Source organism: Microbacterium sp. NPDC077391 (assembly GCF_040686955.1).
GTDB classification, from domain to species: Bacteria; Actinomycetota; Actinomycetes; order Actinomycetales; family Microbacteriaceae; genus Microbacterium; species Microbacterium commune.
Genome location: NZ_JBFBMI010000002.1, coordinates 560,499 through 582,568 on the forward strand (window position 1 = coordinate 560,499; position 22,070 = coordinate 582,568).

Annotated in this window: 20 protein-coding genes; 9 read left to right on the plus strand and 11 right to left on the minus strand. The window is 62.0% G+C overall.

What is annotated here, in order from left to right; translation table 11 throughout:
• Position 1: 1 nt before the first annotated feature.
• Positions 2–517, minus strand: coding sequence for a sigma-70 family RNA polymerase sigma factor (locus AB0O65_RS08065; protein ID WP_363383997.1), 516 nt, complete (start codon positions 515–517; stop codon positions 2–4).
• A gap of 350 nt (positions 518–867) precedes the next feature.
• On the opposite strand from AB0O65_RS08065, the gene AB0O65_RS08070 reads away from it, so the two are divergent.
• On the plus strand, positions 868–1,371 hold the full coding sequence (locus AB0O65_RS08070; protein ID WP_363383999.1) for a hypothetical protein: 504 nt from the start codon (positions 868–870) through the stop codon (positions 1,369–1,371).
• A gap of 8 nt (positions 1,372–1,379) precedes the next feature.
• Here the strand turns inward: AB0O65_RS08070 and AB0O65_RS08075 are convergent, their stop codons facing one another.
• The gene (locus tag AB0O65_RS08075; protein ID WP_363384001.1) at positions 1,380–1,712 is read right to left on the minus strand and encodes a hypothetical protein; all 333 of its coding nucleotides are present in this window, start codon (positions 1,710–1,712) and stop codon (positions 1,380–1,382) included.
• A gap of 252 nt (positions 1,713–1,964) precedes the next feature.
• On the opposite strand from AB0O65_RS08075, the gene AB0O65_RS08080 reads away from it, so the two are divergent.
• Positions 1,965–2,954 (plus strand): hypothetical protein, encoded by a 990-nt coding sequence (locus AB0O65_RS08080; protein WP_363384003.1) that lies wholly within the window; start codon positions 1,965–1,967, stop codon positions 2,952–2,954.
• Positions 2,955–2,994: 40 nt separating this feature from the next.
• Here AB0O65_RS08080 and AB0O65_RS08085 read toward each other — a convergent pair whose 3' ends face one another.
• From AB0O65_RS08085 to hsdR, 4 genes are all read right to left on the minus strand, one after another.
• A complete protein-coding gene (locus tag AB0O65_RS08085; RefSeq protein WP_363384005.1) occupies positions 2,995–3,807 on the minus strand; it encodes a GIY-YIG nuclease family protein in 813 nt (270 codons plus the stop codon).
• 124 nt (positions 3,808–3,931) lie between these two features.
• Complete coding sequence (locus tag AB0O65_RS08090) at positions 3,932–5,491, minus strand: serine/threonine-protein kinase (protein WP_363384007.1); 1,560 nt, start codon at positions 5,489–5,491, stop codon at positions 3,932–3,934.
• 63 nt (positions 5,492–5,554) lie between these two features.
• Positions 5,555–7,570, minus strand: a complete 2,016-nt coding sequence (locus AB0O65_RS08095) for an N-6 DNA methylase (RefSeq protein WP_363384009.1) — start codon at positions 7,568–7,570, stop codon at positions 5,555–5,557.
• A complete protein-coding gene (hsdR, locus tag AB0O65_RS08100) occupies positions 7,567–10,119 on the minus strand; it encodes an EcoAI/FtnUII family type I restriction enzme subunit R (protein ID WP_363384011.1) in 2,553 nt (850 codons plus the stop codon). Before hsdR ends, AB0O65_RS08095 begins: the two co-directional genes overlap by 4 nt.
• Before the next feature lie 395 nt (positions 10,120–10,514).
• On the opposite strand from hsdR, the gene AB0O65_RS08105 reads away from it, so the two are divergent.
• Both AB0O65_RS08105 and AB0O65_RS08110 read left to right on the plus strand, forming a co-directional pair.
• On the plus strand, positions 10,515–10,970 hold the full coding sequence (locus AB0O65_RS08105) for a GCN5 family acetyltransferase (RefSeq protein ID WP_363384013.1): 456 nt from the start codon (positions 10,515–10,517) through the stop codon (positions 10,968–10,970).
• Positions 10,971–11,043: 73 nt separating this feature from the next.
• Positions 11,044–11,430, plus strand: coding sequence for a hypothetical protein (locus AB0O65_RS08110; RefSeq protein WP_363384015.1), 387 nt, complete (start codon positions 11,044–11,046; stop codon positions 11,428–11,430).
• Positions 11,431–11,607: 177 nt separating this feature from the next.
• Here AB0O65_RS08110 and AB0O65_RS08115 read toward each other — a convergent pair whose 3' ends face one another.
• From AB0O65_RS08115 to AB0O65_RS08125, 3 genes are all read right to left on the minus strand, one after another.
• Positions 11,608–13,425 carry a hypothetical protein gene (locus tag AB0O65_RS08115; protein ID WP_363384017.1) on the minus strand — a complete coding sequence of 606 codons (1,818 nt, stop codon included), beginning with the start codon at positions 13,423–13,425 and terminating at the stop codon, positions 11,608–11,610.
• A gap of 142 nt (positions 13,426–13,567) precedes the next feature.
• Positions 13,568–14,071 (minus strand): DUF3846 domain-containing protein, encoded by a 504-nt coding sequence (locus AB0O65_RS08120; RefSeq protein ID WP_363384018.1) that lies wholly within the window; start codon positions 14,069–14,071, stop codon positions 13,568–13,570.
• 176 nt (positions 14,072–14,247) lie between these two features.
• Positions 14,248–14,565 carry a hypothetical protein gene (locus AB0O65_RS08125; protein ID WP_363384019.1) on the minus strand — a complete coding sequence of 106 codons (318 nt, stop codon included), beginning with the start codon at positions 14,563–14,565 and terminating at the stop codon, positions 14,248–14,250.
• 308 nt (positions 14,566–14,873) lie between these two features.
• Here AB0O65_RS08125 and AB0O65_RS08130 point away from each other — a divergent pair, with 308 nt between their 5' ends.
• The 3 genes from AB0O65_RS08130 to AB0O65_RS08140 are packed head-to-tail and all read left to right on the plus strand — an operon-like array spanning position 14,874 to position 18,937.
• The gene (locus AB0O65_RS08130) at positions 14,874–15,527 is read left to right on the plus strand and encodes a hypothetical protein (protein ID WP_363384021.1); all 654 of its coding nucleotides are present in this window, start codon (positions 14,874–14,876) and stop codon (positions 15,525–15,527) included.
• Between the two features lie 33 nt (positions 15,528–15,560).
• Positions 15,561–16,337, plus strand: a complete 777-nt coding sequence (locus AB0O65_RS08135) for a class I SAM-dependent methyltransferase (RefSeq protein WP_363384023.1) — start codon at positions 15,561–15,563, stop codon at positions 16,335–16,337.
• A complete protein-coding gene (locus tag AB0O65_RS08140) occupies positions 16,334–18,937 on the plus strand; it encodes an HD domain-containing protein (protein ID WP_363384025.1) in 2,604 nt (867 codons plus the stop codon). The genes AB0O65_RS08135 and AB0O65_RS08140 overlap by 4 nt, the downstream gene beginning before the upstream one ends.
• A gap of 149 nt (positions 18,938–19,086) precedes the next feature.
• On the opposite strand, the gene AB0O65_RS08145 is transcribed toward AB0O65_RS08140, so the two are convergent.
• Both AB0O65_RS08145 and AB0O65_RS08150 read right to left on the minus strand, forming a co-directional pair.
• Positions 19,087–19,293, minus strand: a complete 207-nt coding sequence (locus AB0O65_RS08145; RefSeq protein ID WP_363384027.1) for a hypothetical protein — start codon at positions 19,291–19,293, stop codon at positions 19,087–19,089.
• A 201-nt stretch (positions 19,294–19,494) separates the two neighbouring features.
• On the minus strand, positions 19,495–19,629 hold the full coding sequence (locus tag AB0O65_RS08150; protein ID WP_363384029.1) for a hypothetical protein: 135 nt from the start codon (positions 19,627–19,629) through the stop codon (positions 19,495–19,497).
• Positions 19,630–20,085: 456 nt separating this feature from the next.
• Between AB0O65_RS08150 and AB0O65_RS08155 the strand changes: the two genes are divergently transcribed.
• Entirely contained in the window at positions 20,086–21,348 is a 1,263-nt protein-coding gene (locus AB0O65_RS08155; RefSeq protein WP_363384031.1) for a hypothetical protein, read from the plus strand.
• A gap of 72 nt (positions 21,349–21,420) precedes the next feature.
• A complete protein-coding gene (locus AB0O65_RS08160) occupies positions 21,421–22,065 on the plus strand; it encodes an HNH endonuclease (RefSeq protein ID WP_363384033.1) in 645 nt (214 codons plus the stop codon).
• Positions 22,066–22,070: the final 5 nt, after the last annotated feature.

Genomic DNA, 22,070 nt, shown 5'->3' on the forward strand with positions numbered 1-22,070 from the left:
GTCATCCTCCTTCCGCTACCGCTGCCTGAATTTCCGCTAGCACCTTCGTGGCAATCTGACTGACACGTGCCGGCGACACGCCAAGCTCACGCGCTACGTCCGCCCGCGGCCGATCCCGGACGATGTACTCGGCGAGCACGGTATGCGCCTGGGCGTCGAGCTTCGCGATCGCCGGGCGGGCGCGCGCAATCTTCTCCAGCCGCTCCAGCGTTTCATCTTCGACTGATGGCTCCGAACCCGGGAGATACTCCTCGGAGTACGCGACCCCCCGAACCATGGCAGCCGACCTGACGATGTCAAGCGCCCGGCGCTTAGCCGTCACCACAAGAAGCGCCTCCCAGTTCCGTGGCACCTCCGACGGCGGCGAATTCATCAACGACACCATGGCGTCTTGAACAGCGTCAGCTGCGAGGTCGACCCGGCCGGTTCCGCGCAGCACCGCATAGGCGACTCCATACATCGCGTTGCGATGCTTCTGGTACAGAGCCGCCCAGTCTATGGAAGCGTCAATCGTCACGCCGCTCTTCCTCTTCGCGTTACCATCGCGCCACCTCTCCACCCGCACCGCTGTTCGGTGCTTACAAGGTAGTCGGAGCAGGACGCTGCGGAGTTAGCGCGAGGGCGCGTGTCGGTCCTGTGGGCGACCTTCGTGGCGCGACGCGCGTTCGGCGGACCGAGTGCACACGCTCCGAAGCACTCATGCTTGACACGCAATGACTACTCGTTCATAGTCAGGCGCAGAAATGACGACCGTTCACCCGAAATCGCACACCGAGAGCCACGACGAAAGGCCCCGTCCGGAAAGCTTCCAGTTGCTTGCCCCTCCTCACCTCGCGGGACCGGTGATGAGGGGCCAGTAGGGGGCGCATGGAACGGTTCTCGACTCCGGAGCCGAGCGAGGCGTACCCTCGGACCTACCGCGGGCGCGTTCGCGTCTTCCTGGGACGCATCGCGCACAGGCTACTGTCAGACGAGGAATCGCAGGATCAGATGTCACGTAGGCACGTCGCTGTACTTGAGGCTGACGAGATCATCGACGAGTCACTCGAAGCGCACGTCAGTGAGGCGATGGACTGGCTGACCGCATTCACCCGCGATGTTGAGGCCGGGGTCTTGCCCGCAGCGCTTGCCAACGAGCCATTTGTGCAGAACGTGCTGTTCGAAGAAATTCGTCGAGCGGTCTATGGGTGGCGTGATGAGAACCGCACCTGGCTGGACATGGCAACGGAGTCGACAAGGCTCTGTCGACAGTTGGGTTGCAACCAGATTCGGCGAGAGAGCTTGATGGAGTACTGTGCGGACGTGCCAGCGGCGGAAGCAAGTCTCCGTGCATATCTGCAAAGCGCGCTGCGAGATGAAAGGGAGACCTGACCAGGGGGTCAGATGCGCTCGTTCCGGCGTTCGGATCGCTTCTGTGCCGGCCGGTTCTTCGGCCCATTCGGCAACGACCGCATAGGCACATGCGCCTTCATCTTCAGTTTCCTGACTGCAGGCACGCCCGCGCAGCGGAGCACGGTGTGCATGAGCGCCCAGCTGATAGCAGCTACACCTGGCAGCCCAAAGAGTACGAAGTAGTGCCCTTGGAGAGCTGCGAGGGCCGAAGCGGCCAAGCTGCCAACAACAACAATTACGAGAAGGACCAAACAAGTCCATCCTGTCGCTTTGGCAAGCGTTCCGTCGTACCAACCCTTCGAGTTCTGCTGCTCGTCCATCAGTCGCTCCGCCCTGTCGGCCACGCTGCCTACAAGTACGAGTCTGCCACTTGAAAGATCGTCGGCGCGAGTACTTGTAAGCAAGTTGCAGTCGATGCGACGGACAGCGCTCGCAAATAGAAGGAGATATTGACTGGGGCAGTCACGGGCGCGCATCATGTCTATATGCCTAGCTCCGCCAGCGCTGTCGCCAAGCGCAACAACCTCCAGTGCCCAACGTGTCGGGCGCTGGGGGTCGCGTCGGGTACCGAAGTGAGTTACACACGGACATCCAGCGATCACACGCGGATCACGCGGCAGCGCCGTTGCTTGACAGTTCCCGACCACGTCTTCCTGACTGACGAGCGCCTGCGCACGATGACGATGGACCGCTTGTGGGTTCGGCAAACCGGGAACCAGCGACTCAGCCGCTTCTCGCTGGCCCGGCTTGGGCAAGAGCTTCAGCGCGACACTCTCGGCCTACTTGAGGCCGACGATATTCACAGGATCGTGGAGGACGTGGAGAGAGCGCTAGCCGAACAACTTGAAATGCTGGCTTCCCCTCTGACAGCTGACGAGCTGGAAGCGACTCAGGCGGACACAGCCGCGACTTGCATCGATGATGTCGACATCGTCGTCGAGGTCGAACGGCGTCTAAGCCAGGAAGAGAAGCTCCGCGCTGCCCACGTAACATACTCCCTCGGTCGACGCGGTCAGCTCACGATCCGACGCAAGCGACCTGGCTTCGAGGGGTTCAAGACGGCCGCAGACTTCCTCGAGTGGTTGTGCGCTCCGGAGAACTACCCAAACCTCGGGCGTCGGCCTCTCGAACCGAAGAAGCGCCCGATTGAGGCATGGTGGCCGTCCACTCTTGCCCGACCCGCCGTTGTTGTGAAGAAGAACGGCGAGCGGCGCGAGTTCAACTTCGCACAGTTCAAGAAAAGCATCGGCAACGCAATGCGCGGGCGGCCTCATTGGGGTCAGGAGCATGAGCTGGTCGCCGAGTTCGTGCTGGCGCAGCTCGCCGGCCAGCGGCAGATCCACTCGACTCAACTATCGTCCGGCGTTACTGCAGCGCTGCGCCGCGTCGACGACATCGCTTACCTCAGGTGGGTGACCGTATCGAAGCGCCTCGGATCTGTGTCACACATCGCCGACGAAGCAGAAGACCTGCTCCTGGCTCCCTCCCCCAAACTGACGTTCGATCAGCAATACATGCTTCGGCACGAGGTCGCTACCCCCATCGACGGAAGCGAGAAGTAGCACCGCGCCGCGCCGCGCCGCACATCGATGGGGTACTTTCCTAGTTTCGATTTAGTCCGTGCCTACGCGAGTCGAGTGCGACTTTGAAGTGGCTCTCCGAGGCATCGATCGCCGAGGTGGGCGTTGACGGATCGAACACACGCAGCAGCGAGTAGCGGAAGGTCGAAGGATCGAGTCCCCTGAGTTCAACATTGCCGCCATGGCCGTTCGTCGCATACACAGTCCATCGCTGACGAATGTTCTCTTCACCGTCGGCCTTGCCAACGTAGTGACGCCCATCACGGGTGTCAGTGATCAGGTAGATGCCGACCACCGACGACAGGGCGGTGCGCCAGGAAGCGTAGCGATGGTCGCGCATAACCGCCTGGAGCTGCGCGTAGTCGAGAACGAGCCGGTCGAAGCCGGGGAACGGCACCGGCTCAGCGTCGGCGATACCCATCACCGGATAGCTGGCTGCTGTGTTGGCACGCATCCACCAGGTACGCGGTGAACGCCAGCCGATCACAAGGCGCCCACGCAGATCCGCCATGTGCTCGGATACGACCATGTCAAAGATCCGTCGCACTCCGTCGTTGGCGATCTCACCGCCGTTCTCGACTACGGCCCACAGCCGAGCCTGGTCACCACCCTCACGGATGAAGACGACCCAGTAGCGGGGCGGCCCCTCAGGGAACCGTCGTGTGTTCGCCGACTGGTTGCGCGTGTACTCGAGGATCTCCTCGTCAGTCGAGTCGGCATGGATACCCGAGATGCCGCTGTCCTCGTGCTCGCGCACATAGGCGTGGCGGATCACGAGCGCGTCCGACGGGTCGATGCCTGCGTCGAGCAGAATCGGGCCGAGCGATAGAGCCATCAGTGGTGCTCCGTACTTGCGTGTTCTATGTGGAACGTCCTCGCCTCAGCGTTCATCGCCACCGATCTAAGCGAATCAACGATCGGAGGCGTCTGGCGACTAAGGCGGAGAGTTCCTGTCGTCATCAGGATGCCACTGTGATTACAGGTCCGAGTCCGGCGCGGATCGATGCCGGCAGAGTCCGCAGTGTGAAATCTGTAACCGACCACTGCGCCTCTTCGATCGGGATGGCACAGAGCGCCTCGACGACTTCCGCCGCCCCCTCCTTCGACTTCACGCCCTGCAGCAGGCCGACGAGTACATCGCGCACGTGCCAGCGGTTGTGGTGGGCACCGAGGCGGGCAAGCCCGAGCACCACCTTGCCAAGTGCTTTCGGATCACCGGTAATCTCCGCGAGCCGACGCATGAAGTTGGCGAGGGTGTCGCAGTACTCGAACGAGAAGCTGTTCGTCGAGACGTAGGCACAGAAGCGGTCGACCACACGCAGAAACGCACCGGAGTCACGGCCCCACAAGTAGGTGATCGATGACGCGCTCATCCACGGAATCACTCGGATGAGAGCGCTCATGTCGCTCTCATCCGTTTCGTCGAGAGCGAGCGCCCAGTCCATGACCTCCACGAGGTCCTCCGGGCTTGGCTGCCCGAGAAGGCGATCTCGGAGCCGCTCGGCCTGCTCCTCGCGTGATTCCCAATCCTGGTGAACGGCCTGAGTCCCGATCGTCCGCTCTAGTGCTTCGAGGAACTCGGAGACCGATTGGTAGCGAGCGGCCGGGAGGTTCGCGATGGCCTTCTCGATGACTGGCCGAAGTACGCCTGGAGGTATCTCCGCGTTCACCGGCCACTCGCCAGTAGCGAGCTCCTGAAGGACCTTGCCAAGGCTATAGACGTCGGACAGGCGGTTTGCGCTGCGGGCAGCCTGCCATTGCTCGGGCGCGGTGTAGACCCAAGACCCTAGGCCTTGGCGAAACGTCGATGTGAGCGGATCTGTATCCCTTTCGGCCTGAACGGCGAGGCCGAAGTCGGAGATCGCCCAGGTGTCGGCCTCGGTGTCGGCGTCCTTGAGGCGCAGCACGTTCCCGGGCTTCAGGTCGCGGTGGAAGATGCCCTGCGCATGGATGTACTCGAGCCCAGAGCAGATCTGCCGCATGATGTCCACGATTAGGGGTGGGTTCTGGCCGATGGCCTGAACGTAATCCGCGAGGCTACCCTGGGCTAGCGGCATGGCGTACCAGATCTCGCCGCCGTCAGTCTCTCCCTGGGCGAGGACGCGCACCACGTTGGGATCCGACAGCTTCTCCATGATCCGCAGCTCACGCTGAAACCGCTTGATCGCCTCTTCTTCGACACCCTCAACGTCGCGCAGCACTTTGACTGCGACGGTGACGCCGGTCTTCTTGTCCGTCGCTCGATAGACATCAGCGAAGCCACCGCGGCCGATCGCAGGATACTCCAAGATGAAGCGACCGCCGAGTAGACGACTGACATCCTCAGCTTTCGGCCGCCCCGCACCGCTCTTGCGCAGGCCCGAGCTCGCCCACTCGGCAATTACGTCCAGATCCCAGATTGGCCCCTGTGCGATCTCGCCGATGGGGTCAGGGAAATCTGCGCGCTGGCGCAGTACCGTCACGCGAGAGGCAGAGACGCCGAGCGCCTTCGCCACTTCGCTCGATCCGCCGAGTCGCATGAAACTCCTTAATGGTTGCCTACACTTAACCATACCAGACATATGGTTGCACCTGGTTCACCATTACTGAGCGGTGTCATCTCCGATGTCACGAGGCCCGAAGGCGGCAGCCTCGAATGCCGCCAGTGTTCCCGCGGAGGTACTCGGCAACTCGCGCAGGTGGCGCCTGACCGAGGCGAAGGACCCGATGAGCGCCGACCACGATTCGGCGTCCCCCGGGATCGGGACGCGAATCTTCTTCACTCCGTCCATATAGAGGCGTCGTCGTACCGCGCCCCGGCTCTCGCGGACGATCTCCGCCTTGCCCTGCTCACTCTTGAGGAACATCAGCAAGAACTCCTCATCGAAGGGAGCATCCTCTGCGAGTCGGAAGACGGCGTAGTCGGGGCTGACCCATCCCGCCTCGTCCTCGCGCCGACAGAGCGCAATCGATCCGACGTTGACACGCATGGGATTGTAGACAAAGTCTCCGGGACGCAGCTGGCGGTAGCGACTCGTGTCTTTGGCAGGCTTGCCCTTGAACGGGGCGAGGCCACCCTCGTTACTGACTCCAACGAACCGGTCAGGCTCCGTGCGGCCCGCACGAGCACCAGACTCGACGACCCATTCGCCAATCGGCTGCGCCTCCACGAGGGGATATGAATCGAGCGAGCCGTGTGCCGTGGCCAGCGCGTCGGTCAGATCGAGGAGCGTGCTAAGTCGAGCGCGGAGCGCTTCGATTCGTTCTCCCGCGACCGCACCATCGGTGATCAGCGACGCGTTCGGCCAGGGGATGTCGAGGTCGTACCCACTGTCGACGATGGTGTCGTAGTCGACCTCCCACGAGTACTCATTGGGCACCCCGTCGACAAGCCAAGCCTCGACGCCTCTGAGCACGTCCTTGGTGAGTGGGTTGGTCTTGCTGTAGGAGCGTTTTCCCGGAGGAGTCGGTACCTGGTAATAGCGCACCGTGCTCGTGCGACCCCCCTTGGAGAAGAAGATGAGGTTGGTGCGCGTATCTGCCGCTGTCGGGAAGACGCCGGTCGGAAGTCGCACGATGGCGGACACCGTGAACTCGTTGAGAAGCCGACGTCGAACGGTCGAGAACGCCGTCTCGGTGCGGTACAGGATGCCGTCGGGCAGGACGATGGCGGCACGCCCTCGGTCGCGGAGCTTCGCCATGCAATGTTGCAGGAACAGCAGCTCCGTTGCCGCGGACTTACTCGGGAAGTTCTGCTGCACCTGCGGGTTCTCGGTGCCGCCGAACGGTGGGTTGGTCAGGATGACGTCGAACTGCTCGCTCGGGCTGACATTACGCGCGTCTTGCTCGAGGGTGTTGCGCCTGATGATCTGCGGATCCTCCACGCCGTGAAGGATGAGGTTCATCGTGCCGACCAGAGCCGCGATTTCGCCGGACTCTTGACCGAAGAATGAGGCCGAGTTGAAGACGTCCTTCTCCTCAACAGTGCGCGCGGCGCCGTCGAGGTGCTGCGCCGATCCCACGAGGAATCCCGCCGACCCCGAGCACGGGTCGTAGATGCGCTCGCCAAGTTTCGGATCGATGATCCGAACCATCGATTCGACGACAGGCCGCGGCGTGTAGAACTCCCCTGACCACCCGGCGTCGGCGGTCTGGGCGAGCAAGGACTCGTAGACGACGCTCATGGCGTGGTGGTTGTCGAGCGCGTGGAAGTCAATGGAGTCGACGATCGCCACGACCTCCTTCAGCGAATAGCCCGACTTCATGACGGTGCGCACCTCGGCGAAGATCGCGGCGAGCCGCTCGGCGCGCGGGCTGCCGCTGAGCTCCCGGAGATAGGGCAGGAGCTCGTCCGTCACGAAGACGATTAGCTCGTCCCCCGTGAGTTCTCTACTTCGCGCCCAGGACGCCCAGCGGTACTTGTCAGCAATGAGCGGCGTGTAGGTTGACCCGTCGATGCGGGCCACCATCTCGCGGGTCTCCTCGAGGGAGTCGAAGACCTTGAGGAACATCAGCCAGGTCAGCTGCTCGAGGTACTTCAATGCGTTCTTGGTGTTGTCGTCGGCCCGCATCTTGTCGGATGCCGACTTGATCTTGGCTTGCAGTTCGGAGAGCGTCATGCGTCAGTTTCTGAGGTGAAGAGTGCGGTCAGGATGGAATCAAGGAGTGCGGCGACCTGCTCCGGCCCGCCGAGCAGCTTGGCGACGCCGAGGACACCGCCCCAATCGGTGGCGAACGGAGACAGACTGAACAGCTCGCTCGTCGACACCTCGTTGGTGCCGCCGATGCGGAACTTGTCGAGCACCGCGGACAGTAAGTCGTCGGGAAGTGACGGTGAGACGCCGACGAGCGCGTGTGCCGCGGAGGACGCACGGGCATCGCGGCTCGCCATCGACGCGTCGAAAGCAGCCGACGCGAAGAGGTCGTAGGCATCCACATCAGCGCGGCCGAGCACGAGACCCAGCAGTTCTGGGGTGATCTGGCGCATGGCGAGCTCCTCCTCGAAGGCCACGCGCTGCGGTCGCGACACCCATAGGTCGTGAAGGGCGCCCAGGGAATCCACCCGCTCACGGATCGCTGTCCGCGCCCTGCCGAGGTACTCGGGGACGGGAAGGATGTGCCCGTTACCGAGGTCCACTTCGATCTCGTCCGCGATGAGTACCTCCACGCCGGAGATGCGCACTCGGCGCTCACCAACTGCAGGTTTACGTAGGGCGACGACGAGCGACGTCGCGTCGCTGGACGTCGTGTCAACTCGAAGATGGCGTCGGGTGAAGCCCGTTGCCGCGATGAACACATCGAGCACTGCGGCTGGGAGGTCGCTGATCGCGAAGCTTCCAGCATTGTCCGTGCGTGCCTCAGCCAGCAGACGGCCACGAAGGCGGACAGAGATGGTTGCTCCAGGGATCGCCTCGGCCAGCTCCTCATCCTGCACGTGGCCGGCGATCGCTTCGGTGCCGGTCGTCGGCCCGTCCACGACAGGTGTCGACGGAAGATCCCAATCGTCGAACAGGCGAGTCGCATTGGTGTAGTCGATCACTCGGAAGAAGGTCTTGCCGGTTAGCGGATCCAGACGGCTACCACGGCCGATAATCTGCTTGAACGTCGTCACCGACCCGATCGGCTTCATGAAGACGATGTTGCGCACAGAGGGCGCGTTGACACCTGTGGACAGGAGATCGACGGTTGTAACCACCACCGGCTCGCTCGAGCCAGCGAGCTGGAACTGTTCGAGAATGTGCTGGGCGTCCCGCTCTTCGCTGACGATGCGGGCGGCGTAGAGATTCTTACCGGTTTCCGAACCCAGCAGTCGCTGCATTTCGTTCCGGACGAGTTCAGCGTGCTCCATCGTGACGCAGAAGACCATCGTCTTGTCCAGCGCTCCGTATGTCCGAAGTGTCGCAGCCAAGTGCTCGCACAGCGCGCGTGTGCGGTCAGGCACGACAATCTCGCGTTCGAAGTCACGCATGTCATAGACGTCCCGTGGTGTGGTGCCCTCCGGGACGATGAGCTCGGCGCCACGCTCGACTTCATCGCCTATGACGAGTCCTTCGTCAACGGATGTCGACACGCGGAGGACCTTGTAGGTAGCCAGGAAGCCGTCATCGATTCCCCGACCAAGCGAGTACTCATAGATGGGCCGTGGCTGCCCCTGCTCGTCGGCATTCTCCGATGCGAAGAAGGCGTAAGTGTCGATGGAATCGTCCTGCTTCGGCGTCGCCGTCATGCCGAGGTGGAAGGCGCTCGAGAAGTGGTCGAGGATGGCACCCCAGTCTCCGTAGCCGCTCCTATGACACTCGTCGATGATCACGAGGTCGAAGTAGTCGGCTGGGTACTGCTCGTAGACGTGCGCTCCGTTCGCAGAGGCGGCATAGAGCGACTGATAGATCCCGAAGTGCACGTCGCGCTGGAGCGGAACTTGCCCGTTCGCGACTACCCCGCGTCGGTCACCGAGCGCCCCGAACTCATTGAAGGCCTGATCGCGCAGGCTGACCCGATCCGCGATGAAGAGCACCCGCTTGGCGTACCCGCTGGCAAGCAACTTGTGCACGACGTTGTAGGCGATGAAGGTCTTGCCGGTACCTGTCGCGAGTGACAGAAGTGCTCGATGGCGTCCGCGTAGCATCTCGCCAATGGACGCCGAAACGGCGCGCTCTTGGTAGTACCGCATCGATGGAGCTCCAGGCAGCGAGAACGCCGGCTGGAGGAGGGGGTTCGGGACGCTGTTTCCCCGCGGGGTAGTGACGGTCTCACCGCGCCATGGTTCGGTCGACTCCCACCTCGAGAGGAGTTCTGCGGCCGTGGGGAAATCCTTGAGCCGACGGACCACCCCGTTGCGCAGATCTTGCTCGACGATCTCGTGTCCATTCGTTGACAGTGCGAATGGTGCCGAGACGTCGAAGGCGTACGCCAGGGCTTGCTGTAAACCAGCACCCGGGGAGTGCGATTCGTCCTTCGCTTCGAGAGCGGCCAGGATCGGACCGCGGGCTTCGGCGCGCAGCACGTAGTCGACGAATTGCGGGTCGTCGCGCACCGTCTGCTCCCCCAGAAGACGTAGCTTTCCCGGGCGGTACACGTACTCTTCCTCAATCTGCGATGGAAGCCAGCCAGCCGCAGCCAGCATCGGATCGATGAGCTGTGTGCGGGTATCTCGCTCCGTAAGGGCCATAGACGAAGTCTGCCACACGGGACCGACACTGAGCAACAGACCAATATGGTCCGTTGCCCTTTCCCTGGATTTCGGGTGATGCCGGGCGCTGATGCGTGTCCGCGCACGAATCGCTACTGTTGAAAGTCGCTCGGCCGCCTAGATCACGGTAACGCGCGCCTCCGACGCTGGCCGCCACTGACCGTGTCCGCCGCGATGCGTAAGCGGATAAGGCACCGAGTCCAGGTGGCGTACATCGACATCTTCGAGCTGATCCAGGAGCGCGCGGGCGAAACGGAGTTGGCTGGCGTCAGGTAGTCAAACGTCACGTCAGCTTGCGCGTTCACCGCTATACGATCGGTGGGGCGCAGCCGGGAACCAGCATCCCGGACGGCGCGAAATGGAGGAGGACCCGAGTGATCGTCTTGACAGTGCTCGAGCAGACGCGTGACTACGTGAAGCCGTTCGAGCACACGACGAACGGCTTCACAACGCACTGGTGGCGCGATCGAGCTGGCACGGTTGGGTCGAAGCCGAACGTGGAACTGATCAGTTTTGTCGAAGGCGAAGAGGAAGTGGCCCGTGCCGAAGTTCACACGCGGACACCCTTGCACGCGGAGTACGCGGGGTTGTCGGCACCCCATGAATTGGTCGAAGTTGTGTTCTTCGAGGTTCGCGCGGACCGGCGATGCGACGGAGCCGGGACTGCAGCGGTCCGACTGCTCGAACAGCGATATCAAGGCCAGCCACTGTTCGCGTTCTCCGAGAACGCAGACGCGTTTTGGGACAAAGTAGGTTGGAGGCACTTCCCACGTACTGACGGCGATCTGGCGTACCGCCCACTCTTCGTCAGTGTCGGGTCGCGCGGCTAAAGCACTTGGCCCGCGCCCGCGTCGGTAGCTTGATGGGTGTGCAGACGAACGAGAACACGAAAAGGCCAGGATCGTGTGGATCACACGCGCCGAAGCGGGGAGCATCGCGCCGGGGCTGACGAGTGCCCGCCTGGACTACATTCGGCGAGAAGCGCCGTACTCGTCACGGATCACTGCACCGCCTGCTCGTGTCCTCAGCGACGGGGAGGTGATCTACGACGAGCTCGCGCTTCGGCGCTGGCTGGAAAGTACGGTGTCGTTCGAGTGGGTGCACGGCCACTTCGGCGCGTACCGCGCACAGCCGACGAGCGATCGCCGCTACATCTTTCAGGATGCGGATCTCGAAACGCTCAGACACCGGGCGTACATCAACGAGGGGCAACTGCACGAGCTTATGCCGACGCTGCCACTGTGGCGAGTCCGCGACCTTCGGTTTCGGGCCGTCGGCCTCGATTCCTAAAACCAACACCCCACACCGTCGTCTACATAGCCGAGGAATCTCTCGACTGGGCGCACGGCGTCGGCAACTTCGCTGACCCTATACCTGATCACCTCGACCGCTCCGGACAGCCGTACACGCCGCTAGTTCGTCCCCAAGCGTCGGCATGACCGTCACGGGAATGCTTCCAGCGCTGGGTCAGGTCTGCTCGAGCGCTGCTTCCTCGTCCGATCCTCGCAACTTCCAGATCGGCCAATTCTTCATTTCATCGAGCGTCTCGTCGGGCAGCCGTTCGACTAGGTAATCGGCCTCGGAGCGATCTCCGAGGAGCAGCCCGCATGCCACCTCAAGCTCGGCGGCCCGTGGACCTCCATCACGAACGACCGATCGCCGTAGCTCACGAATTGCTCCCAGATCCTGAGCTGACAGGGGCGCGATGCGCCAGCGAATCTGCCACCGATTGATCAGGTGAATGGGAAGTGCTCCCTCATGCTCGATCACCCAGTCGTTGAGGGCTTCGGCGGCGTCAAGGAACTCTTTCGCGCGCCGCTCGCTGGCGTCGGCTGCGTTCAGGAGCGCCAACACCTGATGGTTCGCAAGGTTCGCAGTGCGCTCAGCATCGACGATCGCGTCGTAGGCCTTGACGATCGACTCGAGCCGCAGGTTCAGAATGGTCGGCAGGTCTTTCTTCTCGAGGACGTCATAGACCGTGACCGGGAATGCTCTCGTTGGGTCGTCGTCATCGGCGGACCAGCGGAAGAGATGCGGTGCTTGCGGGTCGAATGGATCGACGAAACGCCACTTGCCAGGGGCGTCACCTTGAAGGATGACGAGCATCACTGCTCCGCGACCGATGCTGAACATGCCTCTGGCCACCTCCCCATCGGGGTTGGAGACCTGTTCCCCAAGGACCAGGGCGCGATGGAGGGTGTGGACGTTCCGAATCTGGATGTCGTCTACCGCGTCGAGGTCGACGAGGGAGCCGTCGATGTTCAAGTATTCGAAGAGCTCGTCCATCAGGTGGATCAAGTTGAGCTGACGTCGAAGCTCGGCGAGGTCGGTCTCGCTGGAATCGCTGATCACTCCTAGCGGCGTCGACTCCTCGTTGACTTCAATCGCGCCGGTCGCGAGGAAGCCTTCGATGAAGCGCGCGGCCTTGAGACGATCTGCGAAGCTTCCTTCCTCCGAAAAGGCAAAGTTCCATAGTCTCTGCTTGTCGCTTTCGGTCATCGTGAGGCTGAGACCGGGGGCGAGCTTCACGACGATCGAGTGCGGGGAAATCTGCTGGCGCGTCACCTGCGTGTAACTCACGCCGCCAGCAGAGATTATGGCGTCGAAGGGCTGCTCCATATACAGCCCGGGGAAGATATGAAGCTCGCCTCCCAGGGGGATCCGCATCCCGCCTTCGGTGACCAGCTCCACTGCGTAGTCCAAGTTGCGCGGGCGAAGGACGACAGGTTCATCGAAGGTGAGGTCGCTGAGCGTGTGAACCGTGATGCTCTGCATCTTCTGGAACAGCTCAGGTTCAAAGCCGAGTGACGGATTCTGGTCGCGCGTCTTCAGAGCGAGCGCGACGATTCGTTCAATCTCGTTCGGATCGTTTCGAAGCTTCTTGAACGTGACAGCAATCTTCGCCTGCTCCTCCGAGGCGCTCCGCAGATAGTCCTCGATAGCGAACGGCGACAGGATCGCAAAGTAGGGGGTACAGCGCTTGCCCTGCCGGTCGACAGGCACGTAGAAGTAAAGGACGCCTGAGTCCCTCTGAAAGCCAAGGAGATCAGTCCGATCGATGCCGAACGTCAACTCATTCTGCAGCTTCCCGGAGCGAGTGCGTCCCTTGACTTGCACGGGAACGCGTCCGTGGAAGTCCGACTTCCTCTGTCCCAGCGCTCCGTACAGGTCGATATGACCGTCCGTGAAGGGCGTCTTGTCGTTCGACGCGATGAAGGCTTTGAGATGGGTGCAGCGCGCGATCATATTCTGGATCTTCGCGACGGCCAGGGCTTCTACGTCCACGACTCCATCCTGGCAGGAGCGTCGGACACCAACGTCGGATCTCAAGTCGCGTTGCAAAGTGAAAAACGGCGACCGCTCCAGCCGAGAGCGCATAGCTCTCGAGGCTGGGCAGTCGCCGCCATAGTGGATGAGTTGGTGTGAATCAGGCGGCCTCGGCGTCGCCATCGACAGGAACGACTCGCGTATCCGTGACCTCCGGCATCCGTTCGAGGAGCACCATTGCCCAGACGATCGCTTCCCAGTAGTCGGGATAGATCGTCTCGTTCCGGCACCACGCAGCATCGCCGACGGTACGCACCTCAACGCCGTAGCATTGCGGCGAGAGCAGCAACTCCCGCACAGCGGTCGGCAGGTCGGTGTTGTTGCCGTCCCGGCCGGGCAAGCCGATCAGCACGGCGTCTCCGACGAGCATCGCCTTCTGTCGCGCTTCGGGGACGTGATACCACCATAGGAACGAGGCTCGGCTGTTGATCGGCAGGTGCCGGAGCAGTCCTTCCTCGTTGACATAGATGGTGACGCCGAAGTCGAGCAGATCGACGGCTTCGATCCATCCGCCGACCACCGCTTGATAGTCCTCGAGTCGCGCGAAGTCGCGCCGCCCGAGCGGCGATTCAGCGTCCGCAGGGATGACGATTCCTTGAACCATCAGTCCCACCTCCTTACTGTTGTCGCGGCCGAGAACCAACTGGTTCTCTGACAAGCCGCGGGGCAGCAACGAGGGCAGGGAAGTGATTCCGGGCGACTGCCCGGGGAGAGCGTCCCCACACGCTCAGATCCCCGGGACAGCCGCCCCTCTCCCCCAGTGAGAGGGAGTCTTGCGTGTCAGGCAGAGCCTGACTTGGCGCGGGTAGCCTTCGCTGCCGCGCCGCCGAAGATGGCCTCGATCGCGCTCTGCTTGGTCTTGGCATCGCGTTCGATCTCGGCGCGCACCGTCTCTGCCCTGGCGAGCACCTTCGGGTCGGACTTGCTGGTCTCGACCCAGGCCTCGAGGGCGATACGGATCTCTTCGGTGACGGAACGGTCGTTGAGCTGGGCGATGACGTCCAACTGCGCCCGCAATCCGTCGGTGAGCCGCACCGCGAGGGTGCGGATCGGGCCGAGTGCCGTGGATGGCACCTCGGCGGGGGTGTTCTCACTCATGGTGAGCCTCCTCATCGGGAGCGGCCGGCGAACCTGGATGGTTCTCCTTCGAGCCGCATACCAATGAGGAACGACACTGAGTATGAACCGATGCTCCGGAGCGTCAATCTTCCGGTCGCGCACGTTGTGAAAACTACATTGCGCCATGCCTTGAACGAATTGAGCAGGATAGCCGTTGGCAGCCGTGACGGTACCATCGGGCGCAGGTCCGCATCCGAGTGCGCTCGTGGGCGACGCGTGCTGAGCGAAATGAGTACTCAGCCAGGGGTTGTTCTTTGTATGGTAGGAAGCAACTGCGAAGGAGCGGAATGACGAAGATCATCGTGCGGTGGGCCTTGAACGTGATCGCGGCGGCTGGCGTCGCGGTCACGCTGGTGGTGGGCGTCTGGCCGTTCTTCGGAGACCCGAATATTCCTGCGCAGGTGCTGGCCACGATCCTTATCACTGTGGTCTATCTCATCCTGATGTACGCCGTCCGAGCGCCGCGAGCTCAGATCGAACATGTGTCGCTCGAACGCGGTACCGCGAAGTTCGCGCAGTACTACGCAAACTTCTACCGGCTCGAAGGGAACATCTACATCTTCTGCGAGGACACCGAGTGGCTCGAGGGCGACGTCATGAGACCGGTGGTCGAAGCCATCGCAGGCAAAGGTAAGAAGGCTACTGTGTGTCTCAGTGACACCAGCTATCCCACTACGGAAGAGCTGAGCAAGCGCGAGGTGGACATTGTGTCCATCCCGGCCAATCAAGCGTTGGAGGTGAAGATGTCCTACCGGGTTAACGGGACCGAGAAGATTCTGATCATTCGCGGAGCAGCTGACGGGACCACTCGACGGACCCGTCGTCATCCGATCGAGGTCAACACCTTCACCCGAACCACGAATGCAGACCTGGTAAACCTGGCGGGGACCATTTTCTCCACGATCCTTGAGACTAGATCTGCTGCACCCGCAACGAAGTAAGATGTTGAACCCAACATGGTATAATGGGGTATAATGCACAAGATTTCCGCTATTCCCTCGATTCTCTCGTCACGGTCGGCGGCGTCCGACTCGGAGATTGCTCGCCGTTGGGATGCGAACTCCGCTGCTCGTTCGACGGAGTTGCTGGACAATGGTGATCCTTCGTACAGAGCGCTGAAAAACCTGGTGTTCGAGTCATTGGCGGATCACGAAGTGCCAGTGGGCTCAAAGATTCTCGACGTGGGTTCAGGTCTGGGGTATCTCGCAGCGGAAATGGCCGCTTCGGGCTATCAAGTGGACGGAATTGATCCTTCTGCGGAATCGGTAGCGAAAGCGACTCAGTTGCATGATGCCTCGGGCGGCAATGTCGCGTTCTTCCAGGGCACATTGCAGGACTTTGCGGTAGCGCACGGGGACCGGAAATATGCGGCTCTCGTTGCGAACATGACCCTGCATTGCGCGGCGGATCTACAAGGCTTCATGTTCGCTGCAGCGAAGATGCTTCAACCAAATGGTGTGCTCATCGCCACAATTCCCAACCCTGGGACGTACCTGCAGTCACGCGCCGACGTCGATGTCTCGGGGATCGATCTGCGCGTGGAGCAAACTCTCGAGATAGAGTTCCGTATCCGCAACCACGCGCCACATCCGGAGAAGGTGCTCTTCTTCCATCGGCCAATCCGGATCTACAGCGTCGCAGCGGACAACGCTGGCCTGCCTTTGTTGGAGTCTCGAGTTCCCGAGCACGTCGGGCCGGGACGTTCCCGCGATGTTGCCGTCCTCGAGTTCGCACCCTCCCAGCGCTCGTGAACGATATCCAAAAGCCCACCCAGAAGAATCTGAACGGCAACAGTGACACCGCCATGGAGCGCGAAGTCAGACATGCCTCAGACGTGCTGGCCGCCGTAATCTCGGCAGCGGGAGGGCGATTGGACTCGGGAGAACTGGTCCGCGCGGGCACAAGGGTGATTCTAGCGTGCGCCGTGCACCGTCCGTCCCAGCAAGAAGTGCTGCTGACAATCTCCAATCCTGAGTTCAGCGAGGGCCAAGAACAAGTCGCGAAGATCGCACGGCTTATGGCGTCAGCCAAGTCCGTCGCGATCGGTTCAGTTCTGGACAGCTTCTTTTACCGCCTGAATGGAAGCCGCGGCACCTGCATTGTCTCGACCTGGCACGCCCAATCCGAGACATTAGAGCGCGCGCTCACGAACGACCGGATGCCGGTGAACATCGTTGAGGCTCTCCTCTCGACTGCTCGTCAGCTCGCCGCAGTGCACGAGGCGGGATACGCGCATGGTGACGTATCCTCGTCAAACGTGATCGTCTCGCCGATCTCGGGCGTGCATCTTGTGGACCTGGAGTACGTCACTGACGAGAAGTTCTTCGACGGCGCAGGTACGTTCCTCACCCAGGTCTACTCACACCCTGACCGACTCGCTGCCTTGCAATCACGCTCATACGATCTTTCAACAGCACAGCGATGGGACCGGTATGCGCTGGGTCAGATCTTCTTGCAGACTCTTGCGGATGCGGACCCGTATCACTATCCGGAACTGGATCTGTGCACGCAACGAGCCGTACGCCTCATTGGCTGCTTGCTCCTCGGAGGGGCCAATGATCCCTCGGAGACAGCTCTGGGACTTCCGCCGGAATTCTTCGTTTCGGAACACTATGACAGCCTTCAACAGGCGATTGACGCGCTCGAACGTGTGCTGGGCACTCCGTCGGTCGAAGTGAAGGTTCCTGAGCTGAGCCGCGTCCCTGTGGAGATAGTCCAGGTCGGGACAAGCGACCCTGCACCCTTCACGCAGCGGGTGCGCGCGCTCGTCAGCACGGCGGCAATGCGGCAGCTTAACTCGTGCTTGCAACTGGGCTTGATCTGCTTGATCTGGCCGACCGCGTCGCATACGCGGTTGGAGCACGCGCTGGGGACATTCGCGATGATGCGTGATGCGATCATCGCCCTGCACGCGGACCCGCAGTCTCCCTTGTTCCGTGTGCTGGTGGGTCCCGTACAGATGCGGACACTGCTCGCGGCGGCGCTGCTGCACGACGTAGGACACTACCCCCTCGCGCACGACCTCGAGGAAGCGTATCCGGCGCCATTCCGTCACGAAACCCGATCCGTGGAGTTCGTCACATCGTCACCGATCGCAGATATTTTGCGCCGATCCGAAACAGAATCTGGCGGCGGTTGGGATCTCAACCCGGCCGATGTCGCATCAGTAATCGGCGGCGAGGTTCGTCCGGACAGCTCGCTCACGCCGTGGATGTGTGGGATGCTCCACAGCATCCTCAGCGGCTCACTCGACGTGGACAAGCTGGATTACCTTATCCGAGACAGCAACGCGCTCGGCGTGGCCGCCGGCGCAGGCATCGACGTACGGCGCGTCGTGTCCTCGCTAACCATCGCGGTCATTCTGCGCTCGGGCGGCGGAGCGGATCTGCGCATGGCCGTGCGCGCCAAGGGTGTTCGTCCTGCCGAGCTCGTCGGACGCGTGCGCTCGCACATGTTCGGGGTCGCGTACTGGCATCGCTCCTATCGGGCGATCAAGGCGATGATGCACTGGATGGTTTGGGACGCGATCGACGCCGCCCACGCACCCGAAAATGAGGTCAGAAAGCGAGGAAAGGAGCTCGCCACCGAACTCCTGCGTAGTGCCGGGCCTGCGCCTGGAGGAGAAGAGTTGGGCATCACCGTCCCACTTCCTGATGCCGCAATGCAGTTCCAGATCCCGCAACGCGAAGCCGCTGTGTTGACATCGATCACCGCGTTCGCGAGCGAGAGGAACCCGTCCGCAACCGACGAAACCTCCGAAAAGCTCCTAGAGCTGTTGACCCAGCACCGCTGGTACAAGGCGATCCTGACAATCGACCACTACCAGAATCTCCAGGTCACGAGCGCCGAGCACGGGAGGCGAGCCAAGCGGGTCTGGGAAACTCTGCAGAAGCTCATCGACCCGCCACGGAAGATCTCGCACGAGGCGATGATTGCCCGCCGCATGGAGCTCTCAAGGCTACTCCAGCGCCGTATTCTCGATGAGCTTGGAGATGCCCGGCCAGTTACGCGGATCCTGAACCCGAAGCGCACGTATGACGAGATGCTCCAGGTCGGAGCGACAACGCAGCTGTTCTTCGTCGACTTCATCGAAAAGAGCAAGTCCAAGGATAAGCCGCTGTACTTCCTCGCCACGGAGCGACCCGGCTCACGTCTGACAAACACGGCAGATCTCATCCCCGTACGTGAGTCCTATGATCAGAAACAACTGTCTTCGGAGTTCTTGGTCTCCAACGGTGCGATCAGGATTTTCGGACATCCGGACTACGCCCGTTTCGTGACCGCATCGATCGCTGCCGAGCGTCTCGAGGAGATGCTCCTCGACGTCGCCACGATGATGCTCTCCCATTAGCCCGCGACTGCGCCACCTGCTAGCAGGAGAACGGGAGATTGACGCTCCTTCGCTTCGTCCCATCTTCTCGGGGTCTCTACATTTTGCACGACTACGCCCGCCCGATAAAGATTGGTGCTTCGAGTACTCCGGATCAACATCGGCGGCTATCACCGTCTCCAGTCGATCGGCTCAGGCGTCATCTCCATCCGCGTACCGTCGTGGATCAGCTGCGCCCAATCCGACAGATCCGGCACGGTGATGCTGCCGCCGTACCCAGCGAACAGCTGCTGCAGCGCCGGACGGATCGCCTCAATCGACTGGCCGGTGTACTGATGCCGCAGGTGCTCCAGATCCTGCGTCTGCTGCGCCGCCATGTCCCTGACGGCTTTTCCGCGATGCGGCGCAGTCCTTCTTCGTTGAACTCAAAGGTGACTTTCGTCATGCTGTGCTGCTTCCTCATCCCGCTCGGGATGCTGGCGCAGGGTGAGCGCCCAATCGTGAAGTCCCGACACGTTCTCAGCGACGAAAGAGTGACAAGGAGGGCCGGCGAAAATGTCACCGGCCCTCCTCTCATCTCAGCCCCTGCCGAGCGTCGATCCGGCCTTCGACTTGGCCGCCTTGCCCGACGAGTCGGTCGCGAGGACGCGACCCGCCTTGCTCAGCTGGCCTTTCGAGGGCTTTCCGGACGACCGTGACGATGACTTCGCCATGGTGCGCTCCTTCCTACTTGAAAGGGAAGACAGGCCTCCCGGCCCCGAGAAAAGGTCGCGAAGAGCTATTGGAGTGTCTAGAGTCGAGTAGTCCTTCCACGGACAACACGGCCCCGGCCTGTCCGTTTGAGAGCCTCGCTCCGAATAGTCAGATCGGGGCTCTGTTTATCATTCCTCAGTCTACTTGGGCTCGGCGACATCCGACGGGCCAGAAGCCCGTCTAAGCCGATCAGTCCTGTGGATAGCCTCGATGCTCAACCGCAGGCTTTTCGGCCCACACGGTGCCACCTGTGCCGATTTTGAGGCATTTGACGCGCTTTGACGTACCCAAGGAACTACATCACTGTAGTTCGCGACGGGAAAATCGGCGTATCCACCTGTGGATAACTCGCGTGCTTGGCGATGTAATACACGGGGCACTCGACGGCGTTCACGGTTGTCCGGAGACTGGATCGCGTGCACACATCACTCAACGAAGTTCAGCTCGCGGTGCTGCGGTGGGTCGCCGATGATCGGCCGCCGGGTATTTACGACGACGGGTACGTGCATCGCATCACCGCTCGCGCGCTCGAGCGACGCGGCCTTGTCAAGGTGCGCGGTCGCGGCGACTCGTGGACAGCTACCGTCACTACCGGTGGCCGGTACTACCTCGTACATGGACGATATGAATCGGACAAGACGGCGGGCTCGACAAGTCCCTCGCCACCGACGGCGCAGAAGCGTCCAGTGAAGGCGTCGTTGCGGCCGCGCTCGTCCGAACCTAGTCCAGACGCCGTTCCAGTCGATGTCCGCCCGGAGATTCCAGCACCCACTCCCCCGAAACCACGGCGCCCTGTGATCGATGAGACGATCCCGATCCCGGTCGAGATTGGTCGAGCCCACCCAGCAATCCGCGAACTCGTCAAGTACAAGAAGCGCCTCGACGTTCCCGAAGAGGAAAGGCAGCGCGCACTCCTCATCCTTCATGCGTTGGCTCAGGAATCCCTGCGCCGTGGATGGGCCGTGACGCCGCAGCTTTCGACCATGACGCCGGCAACCTTCTACACGACACGAAAGCGAGAATGGCCCAGCAGCGACCTCTTCCTCATCGACGCCGGCCACGAGCCAGCCGCGATCCGGCTCCGTATGAAGACGCGGCGAGTCGATCACGTTCTGACCGAGAAGGAGCTTGCTGATAAGCAGCGGGGCGGCTACTTCTGGGTACCGAAGAGCGATTTCGTCCCGACGGACAAGATGCGGCTCGAGATCGGGGCAGGGCACTACGGCTCACTGGTGCTCGAGGACACCGTTGCCACTCGCATCGAGGACAAGCTGCTGCGCGCCATCATCCGCATCCAGCAGATGAGCGACGACGCCGTTGCCCTGGCCGAGGCGCAGCGCCTACGCGCAATCGAGGCAGAGCAGGCGAGACAGCGCGCAGAGGCGCTTCGGAAACGAGGCCGGAACTATGGTCACTGGCTGCAAGTTCTCGAATCGCTACGAAAGGACGTCGAGCACCATCAGCGTCTCGTCCCCGTGGTTGCTGGACTCCGCGCGGCGCTGACTTCACGCAAGGACTCGGAACACTACGACGCGCTACTCGGATACGTCGATTGGGCCGAGGAGCACCTCACGGCATCGGATCCGTTTCGACTCATCCCGCTACCCAACGGCGACCGCCCGGACCTGACGTACCTGGAGTGGCGCGAGTGGGATGCGCAGAACCCGCAGCGCTGGTGACTGGGAGCGACACCGGTCTCTGGCGCCGAAGCCATCGCACGTCTCTCGCCGACGCTCGGCTAAGGTGACCTCATGAAACCGCCGTTCGTCATCGAGGTGCCGAGCCCGCGCTACTTCTTGGACGACCACTGCGCGAACTGTCTCGCTGAACTCCCGCTTGATGTCCAAGGGCTGTACTGCTCGACGTGGTGCCAAGAGATCGCGGCTCAGGTGCGGTACGTCCGTCGCGTCTTCCGAGACGGCCGCCGCGACGATCCCGACGTCCAGCTCGCGATCCAGACGAAGAACGCGTTCCTGGTCATCGGCGGGTATCGGTCGCTCGGACGAAAGCTCACAACGCGCATCCGCACCGAGATCCGATTGCGAGACCAAGGCCGATGCCAGCAGTGCGGCAAGCCCGGCGTCGAGGTGGATCACATCGCGGGCAATTCCGATGATCCGACGAATCTTCAGTTGCTCTGCCTTGACTGCCACCACGCGAAGACAGCGGAGAACATGGTGCCAGCGAGTGACGAGAGCAGGGCGCTCATTGCGGGGATGATGGTGACGCGCGTTATCCCGGATGAGCCTCAATTGCTCGCGGACGATGGCGTCAATTGGAATGGTCAGTGGCGCAAGCTGCAGGCCGTGATGGCGCTCATCGAAATTCCCCAGAGTTGCTCATCGGAATTCCTCAGGTCGCGTGGTCAGGTTAGCGCAGGTTCGTGCCGGTCGTGACGCGG